Annotated in this window: 11 protein-coding genes; 5 read left to right on the top strand and 6 right to left on the bottom strand. The window is 58.3% G+C overall.

Going from position 1 to position 12618, the window contains the following annotated elements:
• Positions 1–273: 273 nt before the first annotated feature.
• Positions 274–858 (bottom strand): TetR/AcrR family transcriptional regulator, encoded by a 585-nt coding sequence (locus tag O3648_RS04195; protein WP_279742202.1) that lies wholly within the window; start codon positions 856–858, stop codon positions 274–276.
• 571 nt (positions 859–1429) lie between these two features.
• Here O3648_RS04195 and O3648_RS04190 point away from each other — a divergent pair.
• From O3648_RS04190 to O3648_RS04170, 5 genes are all read left to right on the top strand, one after another.
• Positions 1430–2581, top strand: coding sequence for a pseudouridine synthase (locus O3648_RS04190; protein WP_371568646.1), 1152 nt, complete (start codon positions 1430–1432; stop codon positions 2579–2581).
• Positions 2582–2745: 164 nt separating this feature from the next.
• On the top strand, positions 2746–4008 hold the full coding sequence (locus tag O3648_RS04185; RefSeq protein WP_371568644.1) for a glycoside hydrolase family 76 protein: 1263 nt from the start codon (positions 2746–2748) through the stop codon (positions 4006–4008).
• Positions 4009–4111: 103 nt separating this feature from the next.
• Entirely contained in the window at positions 4112–5050 is a 939-nt protein-coding gene (locus tag O3648_RS04180) for a Dyp-type peroxidase (RefSeq protein ID WP_279791324.1), read from the top strand.
• A gap of 114 nt (positions 5051–5164) precedes the next feature.
• Complete coding sequence (gene tgt / locus O3648_RS04175; RefSeq protein WP_371568641.1) at positions 5165–6475, top strand: tRNA guanosine(34) transglycosylase Tgt; 1311 nt, start codon at positions 5165–5167, stop codon at positions 6473–6475.
• Between the two features lie 32 nt (positions 6476–6507).
• Complete coding sequence (locus tag O3648_RS04170; protein WP_279742207.1) at positions 6508–7017, top strand: SRPBCC domain-containing protein; 510 nt, start codon at positions 6508–6510, stop codon at positions 7015–7017.
• Positions 7018–7155: 138 nt separating this feature from the next.
• Here O3648_RS04170 and O3648_RS04165 read toward each other — a convergent pair whose 3' ends face one another.
• From O3648_RS04165 to O3648_RS04145, 5 genes are all read right to left on the bottom strand, one after another.
• Positions 7156–7854, bottom strand: a complete 699-nt coding sequence (locus O3648_RS04165) for a hypothetical protein (protein ID WP_371568639.1) — start codon at positions 7852–7854, stop codon at positions 7156–7158.
• A gap of 177 nt (positions 7855–8031) precedes the next feature.
• On the bottom strand, positions 8032–8295 hold the full coding sequence (locus O3648_RS04160) for a hypothetical protein (protein ID WP_371568637.1): 264 nt from the start codon (positions 8293–8295) through the stop codon (positions 8032–8034).
• A 234-nt stretch (positions 8296–8529) separates the two neighbouring features.
• Entirely contained in the window at positions 8530–9054 is a 525-nt protein-coding gene (locus tag O3648_RS04155) for an acyl-CoA thioesterase (protein ID WP_371568635.1), read from the bottom strand.
• Positions 9055–9400: 346 nt separating this feature from the next.
• Positions 9401–10906 (bottom strand): amino acid permease, encoded by a 1506-nt coding sequence (locus O3648_RS04150; RefSeq protein ID WP_371568633.1) that lies wholly within the window; start codon positions 10904–10906, stop codon positions 9401–9403.
• 240 nt (positions 10907–11146) lie between these two features.
• Positions 11147–12601: an amino acid permease gene (locus O3648_RS04145; protein WP_279742211.1), complete on the bottom strand. Its 1455-nt coding sequence runs from the start codon at positions 12599–12601 to the stop codon at positions 11147–11149.
• Positions 12602–12618 lie beyond the last annotated feature (17 nt).

Here is a 12618-nt window from a genome sequence, read left to right as displayed (position 1 = left end):
GCTGAGCAGAACCTCAAGCTTAGCCTCAGATTAAATTATTTCTCTCACCCTCAACCTGAGCATCATAATGCCCCGCACCCTCACGGAGGGGGTACGGGGCATTATGTTTCCCTACTCACGGACCGGGTGGTGTTTCCGGAATCCACCACGTCGCAAGCGGCGCGGCGGAGGAATAACCACCCGGATGCCCACGGCATCTTCACCCTGGAGCACATAACCAAACATCGGAGCGGGAAGTCTAGGGCGCTCCCCTAATAGCTTCAGAATTGTCGGCTAGTAGCCACCGGTGAGGGTGTCAACGGCACCCAGGCACAGGTCGATGGCTTCTTCGAGCCCGAGCCCGCGGGAGCGAACGGTGCGCTGATCGCGGGGGTTGAGTTGCACGACGTGCAGGGCGAAGTAGTCGACAAGTTGCAACCAGCCTCCGAGAATGACGCGGGTGCGGTCATTAATCGGCATACCAGTACGTTGAAGCATCCATTCGAGGTAGTCGGTGGGGTTGTTCGGGAAGTCCTCCCCACCGGGGGTGGGGACACCGGCTACAACGAGGAAGTAGGTGCGCAACGCCCTGCGGAGTGCTTCCTCGGGGTTTTCGTGATGCTCGCCAAGAGCCTCAAGGACTGAGTTGGCTTCGCGTCGGGTGACGGCTGCCGCCAGGGAGTCCTTGCCGGGGAAGTAGTGGTAGAGCAGAGCGCGGGTAATGCCTGCATCGCGGGCGATAGCGCTCATGGAGGCACCGAGCACGCCACGTCGAGCGAAATGTTCTGCAGCAATTTTTAGAATTTGCTCTTCGCGTTCGTGCGGGTCCATACGCAGGGCACCGGTGCGAGGCTCCGCATTCTTTTGTGAATGTTCCATACCCTCTCCTATCGCATTTTCCGGTGCTTTGGAATTGTCCGATTGCACCGCTGTAATTTGGGGTTTTCCTTTAATCTGTGCGCCCTTGCGCTGTTTCTGCCCCATTTCGACCCCTTCGTTCGAAATATCGAACTTCTGTTTCTTAATCGTACCGCTTTAAGGGTAATTTCAGTCTTTATTAAGGCTTTTATGACGTAGGTTGCCTAGCTTAGCAGGTCTTTAATTGCTTTACATCTTTTATACTTAGAAAAACCACAGGGGCTAAATTGAGGCTTATTAGTTTCTGATTTGACAGTATTTTCGAAAATACCGCACTTAAACGCTGTTTTTTGCAAAAATAATGCAGTTTTTTTAAATTAAATGTCCGATAATTTCAAGAATTTGTGAAGTTTTCGTTTTTTGTTCCACATATTCACACAAACATTCATGAGTGTCAGACAAAACTGATTCCCCAACCGCACATCAAACCCACGACAATATTTCTGTCTGCCTCATCAGCAGGCAATCCGGTTCAGCTTACCTCGACCCCAGCCCCGCTCAGGTGATAAGGTTCAGGCGGTAGAGTAGAGCCATGCCCACACAGAACACCGCACGTACACAGCCTAACGCACGCCCCGATACACAGCAGAGAATACAGCCCGGTGCCACCTATCAGGCAAAACCGGCACGCCGCACGCATCGCCGCCTACTGACCCCTCCGCTGACTCAGAAAAATGGTATCGACCCGATTCAGTTAACCCTGCCACTCTTGGAGGAGCTCCCCGCCGAGCTCACCCCGAACAATGCAGCTCCGGTAACCATTGCGGATTATCTGGTTGCGCGCTTCTACCCAAACGACCCGCAGATTATTCACGCCCGTTTCAATACCGGTGAGGTGCGTCTGGATGACGGCACGATTCTGAGCAGCGATAGCCCGTACATGCCGGGCGAGCGCATCTGGTACTTCCGTGAGCTTGCCGATGAGCCGCAGCTACCCTCCGATATGCCGGTGCTCTACGAGGATGAGCACGTGCTGGCGATTGATAAGCCGCATTTTCTGCCGACCACCCCGCGCGGCTCCTATATTGCGCAGACCGCGCTAACCAAGCTGCGGGTGCGTGAGCAGAACCCGTTGCTGATTCCAATTCACCGTCTGGACCGCCCAACCGCCGGCGTACTGCTTTTTGCTAAGACGGTTCAGGCGCGCCGCCCTTTCCAGATGATGTTTCAGCATCGTCAGGCGTCGAAGACCTACCTCGCTGTGGCGCCGGTTCCCGCCGATGTTACCGCCACCGAGCAGGCGTTGAGTACGGAGGGACTGCAGGTGCGTTCGCATATTCAGAAGATTCGTGATCAGCTGCAGGTTCAGCAGCTGTCTGAGCAAGAGTGTGCGGCACAGGGCGTGGAGCCGAATACGCTAACGACCGTAAAGATTCTGCGGACTTTCACCCCGAGCGCGCAGGCTGTTGAGGGGTGGCGTGCCGAACCTGCACTGAACGAAAAACAAGAATGGGCGCTCTATGATTTGGAGCCTCACACCGGTAAGACCCACCAGTTACGGGCGCACCTGAACCTTTTGGGTTCCCCCATTCTGGGCGATGTGCTCTACCCGCAGGTGCTGCCCGACACTCCAGACCGTCCCGAGTACCCATTGCAGCTGCTGGCGTACAGCCTGCACTTTGAACACCCCATCACCGGCGAGCGGGTTGACCTACACAGTGGGCGTTCACTGGCCGCCGCCTAACCCGTTTTTGAGTGGCGTTCACCCCGTTCCCCGCATTGTGTCTTCTCGGCAGGCTCTCGAAAAGGGATCACACCCGAGAGCCCACCCCACAGTGTTCAGGCGCTCAGAGGGCAAAAAGTGGGATAATTTCAGACGTAATACTTCACCACAACTACAGAGGGTCCATGAAATTCCAGCCGCCTTCCCACAACGAGCAGTCTCTGGAGTCGATTAGCGAGTACGCCCAGCGCACCTCCTCGCAGGCTGCTACCGCAGCCGACAGCGTCACCGACACCTTCGTGCACCGCATCCTCGGTGTTCCCGGCGCCCTCATCGGTTCGGTGCAGGTTCCCGACCCGCGCCCGCTGAGCCAGCGTCTGAGCACTTGGCACTACTGGTGGCAGGCGCACCTGCTGGACTGCATGATTGATGCCGGTCAGCGTCACCTGCGTGAGGGCGATATGACTGCCGCCCAGGAACAGTTGCACCGCGCCCGCGCACTATTGCGCGGCATTAACATGCGTAACTACGGCCGCTTCGCCAACGATTATTTTGACGATATGGCGTGGCTGACCCTCGCGGTGGACCGCATGAACTCCTTCTGCATTGACCTGACCGGCGCTACTGACGTTGCCGCCCAGGACGCTGGCGCAGCTCTTTTTGAGCAGCTAGCAAAGGGCTTCTCCTCGGTGGGCGGCATGAGTTGGCGCAAGTCCAAGCGTGATTTTGTAAATGCTGCAGCGACCGCGCCAACCGCTCTGGCGTATGCGCGTGCAGGCGACCCGAAGACTGCCGCCGCACTCATGGACTGGATGAACGAAACCCTCTGGGATGCAGAGCATTCGCTCTATATTGACGGTGTAAACGTGCGCGGCGACAAGTACGAATACGAGCACAGCGAATTCACCTACAACCAGGGAACCGCCCTGGGCGCCCTACTGGGCCTCGCCGCATCCGATGTACCCTGCGAGGTGGACCCTGCAGAACGCGCCGAGCGTCTCATCGTCGGCATCGTCAAGCACATGACCGAAGAGGTAGAATTCCTCTCCGGTGTGCGCGGCCGCATCCTCATCTCGCACGGTGACGGTGACGGCGGCCTATTCACCGGCATTCTTGTGCGTTACCTAGGCGTGGCGGCTTCTTCACCACTGCTCAGTGACGAGGCTCAAATACTCACCTCGACCCTGGTGTACTCAACCGCACGCGCCCTGTGGGAGGGCCGCCGCGAGTTCGACCCCAACCTGCCGATGAACGAGTACGGCATTGACCCGAATGAGATTCGCGGTAAGGCGCTCGTGCAGTTCTCCCCGCGGTTCACCGAGCCGATGAGCAAGGTTGTGAAGCCCGGTGCGCCGGTGGAGCTGTCCACTCAGGTGCAGGCGTGGACTATTTTCGAGACGGCGGCACGCCTGGCACATGCGCGTCACCTCGCCTCCCACGGCCTCTAAAAACCTACGATTCTTTGCCCCACCCCTCATCTTCTCCGTTCAGCGCAGAAGGTTAGGGGTGGATTCATTGCAGGGGCGTACACACGGGCGTACGGTGAATTTTATGCTTGCTTCAGAATCACAACAGGTCACTGCCAGCCCGAACACTAACACCATTTTCATGGTCTGGAAGTTCAAGGAAGGTATCTCTCAGGACGCGCTCATTGAGGGGTTCCAGAACCTCTGCGGGCTCGTCATTAACCTTAACCACACCGCCGCGAACCGCTACTCGCCCGAGAATGCCAGCATTGTGCTGGGTATCAGCCACAGCGCGTGGCTGGCCCTGGACCTGCCCAAGCCGCTGCCGCAGGAACTCGTGGAGTTCGAGGAGATTCGGGGCCCCAAGTACACCGCAGTGTCTACTCCCGGCGACTTGCACTTCCACATCCGCACGACCCATCCGTCCGTTGCCTACGATATGGCCTCCGCTATTACTGCAACTCTACGCGATATTGCTGAGAGCGTGGATGAGGTACACGGCTTCCGCTACTGGGACGGCCGCTCCATTATCGGTTTTGTGGACGGCACCGAAAACCCGCAGACCCCCGCGGCACGCGAATACTTCGGCCTCATCGGTGACAACGACCCCATGTACAAGGGCGGTAGCTACCAGTTCGTTCAGAAGTACATCCACGACATGACCGCGTGGAATGCCCTGCCCGTCTCCGAGCAGGAGAAGGTCATTGGCCGTTCCAAGCACGACGACATCGAGATGAGCGAGGACGAGAAGCCTACCAACTCGCACTCCGCTATTACCAATATCGGTGACGACTTCAAGGTCATTCGCGATAACATGCCCTTCGGCACCGTGGGCAACAACGAGCTGGGTACCTACTTCATCTGCTACGCCAGCACCTTCTCGACCGTTCAGAAGATGCTCATGAACATGTTCATGGGAGTGGATGGCGCCAACTACGACCGTCTACTGGATTTCAGCACCGCGGTGACTGGCACCCTCTTCTTCGTGCCAACCGTAGATATGCTCGGCGACTTCGCTGGCTAAGATCAGCTACCCTCAGCTGAAATCTCGTGAACTCCGACTCCGGCAAGAGAGGCGGGGTTTTCCGGTAGGCTAGGGTGTAGACATTCAGACGGAAAGCAAACAATCGAGAGAAGAATGAGCGTTCTAGATAACTCTTTCCCCACCGAGGACTTTGGCTTCGCTATCACCAGCCGCCTGGCGGACACCGCATCCCCCAACGCTGAACGTGTAGAAGCCAACGGCGGACAGTTCCGCGGACGCACCGGTGTTATCACCACCCCGCACGGACAGATCGAGACCCCCGCCTTCACCCCCGTGGGCACCAAGGCAACCGTCAAGGCGGTCCTGCCCGAATCCATGAAGGAGCTCGGCGCTCAGGCTTTGCTCTCCAATGCCTACCACCTGTACCTGCAGCCCGGCCCCGAAATCCTCGACGCGGCAGGCGGCCTGGGTGCCTTCATGAACTGGGACGGTCCCACCTTCACCGACTCCGGCGGCTTCCAGGTTATGAGCCTGGGCTCCGGCTTCAAGAAGGTGATCGACATGGGTACCGTCGCGGACGCTAAGGGGGCCGACGGCCGCCCCCTCGGTGACGACGACGTGGCACAGGGCAAGGAACGCCTTGCTCACATTGACGATGACGGCGTGAACTTCAAGTCGCATATTGACGGCTCAATTCACCGTTTTACTCCCGAGGTGTCCATGCAGGTTCAGCACCAGATCGGTGCCGACGTCATGTTCGCCTTCGACGAGCTGACCACCCTCTACAACTCCCGCGGCTACCAGGAGGAGGCGCTCGAACGCACCCGTCTGTGGGCGCTGCGCTGCATCGCTGAGCACCAGCGTCTGACCGCAGAGCGCGTGGGCAAGCCCTACCAGGCACTATTTGGCGTCATTCAGGGTGCACAGTACGAGGACCTGCGCCGCAAGGCATGCCAGGACCTCGGCTCCATGCCCTTCGACGGCTTCGGCATCGGTGGTGCGCTCGAGAAGGAAAACCTCGGAACCATCGTGCGCTGGTGCGCCGAAGACCTGCCCGAATCCAAGCCCCGCCACTTGCTCGGCATCTCCGAACCCGACGATATCTTCGTCGGCATCGAAAACGGTGTAGACACCTTCGACTGCGTCTCCCCCACCCGCGTGGCACGCAACGCCGCCCTCTACTCCCCCACCGGCCGCTACAACATCACCAACGCGCGCTTCAAGGCGGACTTCTCGCCCATCTACGAGGGCTGCGACTGCTACACCTGCACCCACTACACTCGCGCCTACCTGCGTCACCTTTTCAAGGCGGACGAGCGTCTGGCGGCCACCCTCGCCTCCATCCACAATGAGCGCTTCATTGTGCGCATGGTGGACGACGCCCGCAAAGCCATCAAGGACGGCACCTACTTCGAGTACCGTGACGAGTTCCTCGGCAACTACTACTCCGGCAAGAAGCCCTAAACCCGCTCTTCAACCCGTTTAAGGAGAACCCTATGAGCATCACTCATGTTCCCGATGAGGAGCTTCTCGTCTTCGACCACGAGATCGCAGCCTCGGTCGAGGATATCTTCGGCGCCTACCTGGATCCCGAACTGTTGGTCCGCTGGTACGGCCCTGCCGGCTGGCATGTGCGCCCCACCGACGTTGTGGTGGAGCCCGTCGTCGGCGGTCTGCAGCGTCTGTCCATGATCAACGAGGTTGACCCCTCGGTGTCCTGCATTCTGCAGAGCCGCTTTTTGAGCATTGAACCGTTCAAGGAGCTCGAATACGCCGAGCAACTGCCCGACCACCTGGGCAACCCCGGTAGCGTGCTGGTGTACCAGCGTCACCGTTTCTTCCCCGAAACCGTGATTACCGCCGACGGCGTGGGTTCCGGTACCCGCATCGTCATTGAGATTGGCCCCATGCCCGCCTCGGTCCACGAGGAGGTGCGCACCACCTGGCGTTCGACCTTCGCCCGCCTGGATGATGTGCTTGCCGCCCGCGCTCGCGGAGAGTTCTAACTCGCACCAGCTCTAATTCTGCCCGGCTGCAAGTGGGAATACTAAAGCGCCGCGTTGACGAATGATTCGTCAACGCGGCGCTTGTGTGTAATACCCGTGCCTTGCCGGGGGTGTGCCTAGCCGGGTGTGAGTCGTAAACTAGTTGGTCAGCTTTACAGTAATGACGGTGCTGCCACCATCCAGAGACACACACTCGGGGGTTGCACGATCCGCGCCGTCACCCGGCTTCCAGTAGCAGCGCGCCGACATGACGGTACGCTCACCATTCGCCTTATCGGTCACCTCGGCGGGGTTCTGCACCACAAACTGGCGAATCAGCTCACGCGCAAACAGGCAATCCACCGCGCCAGAGGCTACCTGCACGGTCGCATTATGCTTCAGGTAGCCGGTAGCGTCCATACTGCCGCAGCTACCGCCCGCAGACTGAACGTCCGAGCTGGATAGACTCGCGGTGCTCGACGCCTTCGCCACTGCACTCGCCGAAGTATTTGCCTTAGCCGATGCCGCCGCGTTCGCCTGAGCAGTCATTACCGGGCTTACGGTAGTGATGGTTCCGGGGCTCACGGTAGCCGCCGCGGTGGGGGTGTGCACAGTACCGGCAGTCGGAGTGCTTTCAGTGACCGTTGCGGTGCGAGTGAGGCTGGGGGTCGCCTTCGCGCTCGTAGCACTGGGGCTAGGGATTCCGGTGGCGCTCGGGGAGGCGGTGGTGGCGGCACCGGAGCATGCCGACATCGTCAGCAGCAGCGTGGCACCGAGTGCTACGGGACTGTAGGTGCGGAGCGTAGTAGAACGAGCCTGGGTAGAAGTCTGGGTAGCGTAATTCTGTGCCGGGTGCATAGTGACCTTTCTGCGTCATCGGTTCGGGTTCCTAACCAGTATTCTAAAGACGCTACCTGTGAGCTAGCTATACGGTATCTTAGAAACCCGCAGGATGACCCCTCTAGGGTACAGCGGGAAAAGGCAATAAGAGGGGCTCCCCGGTATTGCGGGGAGCCCCTTTTAGCAAGTCACAAATCAATGACAGCTCATTGCCTCTGGTGCGGATGCGAGCGCATAGCCTTCGCGCCTGCCACCGACCGCAATAGTACGACCGTTCCCGTCATGGCAGGTCATCGAGCCAGTCTCAATCTCGCCTAAGCAGGTCAGTTGCTTGCCCTCAGTAACGGGCAAGATCACCACATTCAAGGCGTTCATTCTCTTCGTGTTTGCGGTGGTGGTGACGTACTCGGTCAGCAGGTTCAGGACGTGGGTGCAGTCCACGGTACCGCGCAGCCCCATGATTTCCGCACCGGTCTTCAGGTAGCCCTTGCGGCCAATGTGTCCGCAGCGATCACCGGCGGCGGCGCATCCGGTGGCATGTATCGTGCGGCGACCTCATCCGGCGGGGTCTCACTGAGCGTGGTAAAACGACATTGTTATCTCTCCCGGGAATACTTTTTCGCCCTTTGCAGAAGGTCTTTAAAACATACGTTTATCCCCGTTCAATACCATTCTATTACAGCGGAACACCCTCTACTTCTCCGGCAGGTAGGAGCTCAGCAGTTCACGCTGCTCGGGGGTCAGTCGAGTCAGTCGCCCCGCAATGGAGTCCCAGAATGCCAGCACGGTAAAAGCACGCACACATTCACCGCCGTCCACCGGGGAGAGAATCGAGTAGCCAATACGCACAGATGCGGCACTGACCTTCTCCACTCTCAGGCATACCGGCACCTGCTCACCGGTATAGGGCAGCTGAGCCAGGTAGCGGATGCTGTGCTCGGCAATGAGCGCCTGCACGCCCTCGGTAACCAAGTCAAAAAGCGGAATCGGAGGCTGCGGTGCCACGGTAGGCTTCTGCCCGGAGGACGGCGGCGGACCGAAGAGCGCCACACGGGCTTCTTCCATGACCGAGAGGATGGCAACGTTGTTGACGTGCCCGTAGGCGTCCATATCGCCCCAGCGGGCGGGTACGTACACCAACAATTCGTCGGTGGTGCCAGCTTCAGAGGTGGGAATCTTTTCGGGGGTATTTTCGCGTTTCTTTTCGTGGCTTTGCATGGTTTTAACTCTACTCCCCCGCCGCCATGAAGGGGGTATTCGTACGAATCCGCAAGGTACAGCAAATGAATCAGCTGATGATAATTCGGGTACTAGAAATATATTTGGTGGGTTAAAGCGATGAGGCTCGAAAGCTACGATGCTTTCGAGCCTCATCCAACACACAGACATTTGAACGCATACAAGATCATACGGTTCACTGTCTATGATAGACCCGCTCTGAGGGCCAACAGCGTTTTTACGGTTTTATTACGAGCAATTCCAGAGATTTGCCGTATTTTTCGTTTATTTCCTTCTTGGAGTCTCAGCAGTCCCCAACACAAGCCTTCCCGGCAGCTACAGAACCTTAACGGCCCAGCTTTGCCGCAGTCTCCAGAGCATAATCAGCGTCATACTTCATGGCGTCGTACTCGGCAGTTGCCTGCTGAGCCTCCACGAAGGTCTGCTCATCAATCACGTGAGTGTGGCGAATACGAGCGAAGTACAGCAGGCTCAGCACCACAAAATACCCCACGCCCACGATCGCCGGAACCATGGAACCACGCACCATGAAGAGCGCAATCCACACCGCGAAGAGCAGCAGAACACCGAGCGCCGCGGTGAACTGGCCACCCCACAGGCGGAAACCATCAGTTACTGGCTCAACACGCTTGTACACGATGTAAGCGAAAAGAATCAGAACCCACACGGTCAGCGCGCACACCATAATCACAAAAATCATGGAGAGGAACGCTTCCTTTGGGCTGTACAGAGCCAGCAGAATAGCAATCACCATACCGCTGGTTGACAGCCATACCGAACGAGCCGGAACGCCAGCACGGTTCACCTGAGCCAGCTGACGAGGCGCCATGCCGTCAGCCGCCAACGAGTGCATCAGACGCGCACCCGCGTACAGGTTCGCATTCGCACTCGACAGCGCCGCAATCAGCACCACAAAGTTCACAAAGTGCGCCACACCGTGCACACCCAGCTGCTCAAAGACCAGAACAAACGGGGAAGCTTCCACCGCATCGCCCAGACCGGACGCCGAACGCCAGGGAATAACAGCCACAACAATCAGAACTGCCAATACGTAGAAGGTTGCCAGTCGGATCATCATCGCCTTCGCTGCGGAACGCACCGAACGAGAAGGATCCTTCGCTTCCGCAGCGGAGATCGAGATCATCTCAATACCACCGAAGGAGAACATCACAACAGCCAGCGACAGCCACACCGACTGGGGGCCATTCGGCATAAAACCGCCGTCGTTGAAGAGGTTCGCGGTACCCACCGCAGCGTGACCGGGCAGACCGAAGAAAATCAGGCACAGGCCCACCAGCAGGAAGGCAACAATCGAAATGACCTTAATGGACGAGAGGAAAAACTCCAGCATCCCAAAAGACTTCACACTCGTCAGGTTCAGCACAATCAGCGCCACGCCAAACACAGCAATACCAGCCCACAGCGGCAACTGCGGCCACCAATAATTCAGGTAGGTAGCCACCGATACTAGCTCAACACCGGCAATCAGAACAGTCGCCGTCCAGTAGGCAATGCGAGTCAAAAAGCCCGCGAAGGGGCCCAAGTAGCGCGTAGCAATAGTACCGAAACCGCCACGGACAGGGTAGCGAACCGCCATTTCACCGGTTGCCGCACCAATCACCGAAGCAAGCGCAGAACCAATAGCGTAGGTGAGAATGACCGCAGGACCAGCCATCGCAATGGCGGTGCCCGATCCCAAGAAGAGGCCCGTACCGAGCGCAGAACCCATCACGATCATGGTCATCTGTCCGTGGGACAGAGAACGCTTCAGGGTGCGTGATCCGGCGGTCCCCGCTGCAGCGTGGCTGCGGGTATCGTCGTTGTGGGACACGAAGGTGCCTTCCGTCAGTACGCCTTAAGGGGCGTGATGTGCAATGTGTGCTCGCACCCGACTTCTGCAGCTTCTAGTCTCGTTGACGGGTACGAATAGTTAACTATTCTACGGGCACACTCCCATCGCTCAGAACGTCACCGTCTAGAGCACACAAGCGAAAGGCACCGAACGGGGGGGGTACTCCCCCATCCGGTGTCTTTTATGTTTTAGCCTCGCGAGGCTTTCACGCTATTTAATTTAATGCTGCGCCGCGCTGGTGTCCTCGTCGGCGTGCATAGCGTCCAAATCGGGGCGCTCATAACCGCCCTGAACCTTCGAGGAGATGGTGTAGCCAATAGAAATCAGCACAAAGAAAACGATACCGACCATGATGGATTCCTGAACGCCCGAGCCGGGCAGCATGAACATTGCCGCCAGGGTTGCCAGAACACCCGCCAGAGCCAGACCTGCGGTGACGCGGCCACCCAGCACGGTGAAGGAGGAAGCGTCCTTCTGATCCTTCTTGTACGCCTGGTAGGTCAGCAGAATCATGACCCACACAACCAGGATGCACAGGGTCACCAGCGCCATGAGCAGCGCAAAGATATCGCCAATCTTGGCAACAGCCATCACGGTCGCTACGACAACACCGGTGAAGGAGATGAGCAGAGCCACCACCGGCACGCCGCGCGAGGAGGTGCGTGCAGCCACTGCAGGAGCCATACGGTCAGAGCCCAGGGCGTGCAACAGGCGAGTTGCCGCGTACAGGGAGGCGTTAGCGCCAGAGAGCGCAGCAACGAGTACCACAAAGTTCATGATGTCCGCCGCGAAGGGGATACCCAGTTCAGAGAAGACGAGCACGAACGGCGACTCGGTCAGCGCCGAGTTCTGTGCGGCGGTCTGCCAAGGCACCAGGCACAGAATAATTGCCATAGACACCACGTAGAAGGTGGACAGGCGCCAAATCATAGCCTTCACGCTGGTTGCCACCGAGCGTGCTGGGTCTTTCGCCTCCGCTGCCGAGAGAGAAATCATTTCCACACCACCGAAGGAGAACATGACAACAGCCATCGAAATCCAGATGGAGGCCGGGCCGTTGGGCAGGAAGCCACCGTCATTCACGAGGTTTGCGGTACCCGCCGCGGCGTGGCCGGGCAGGCCCACGAACACCAGCAGTACACCAATCACCATAAACACGATGACGGCAGAAACCTTGATCGAAGAGAGCATGAACTCCAGGGCACCGAAGGACTTCACGCTCACCAGGTTCAGCACCAGAATAATTGCCCCGAAGAGAACGACGAATACGGCCAGGGGAACATCCGGGAACCAGTACGCCATATAGTGGCCAACCGCCACCAGCTCAGCACCAGCCAGCGGCACGGTGCATGCCCAATATGCCCAGCGAGTCAGATAGCCGCTAAAGGGGTTCAGGTATCGGCTCGCAATGGTGCCGAAACCGCCCTGGACGGGGTGACGCACAGACATTTCACCCGCACACGCAGCAATGGTTGCCGCAATCATCGCACCAATAGCGTAAGAGACGATTGCACCGGGGCCCGCAATTTTAATGGCTGAGGAGGACCCCAGGAACAGGCCTGTACCCAGCGCCAAGCCCATTGCAATCATGGTCAACTGGCCGTGGGAGAGGGAACGATTCAATGAGTCGTTCTTCTCCGACTGCTCGGGGGTATTCCCCTGCAGTTTAGACATAACGTATCTCTTTCTTA

The organism is Rothia sp. 27098_8_161, from assembly GCF_041432905.1.
Taxonomy (GTDB): Bacteria; Actinomycetota; Actinomycetes; order Actinomycetales; family Micrococcaceae; genus Rothia.
This window is presented reverse-complemented; position numbering and strand designations above follow the sequence as displayed.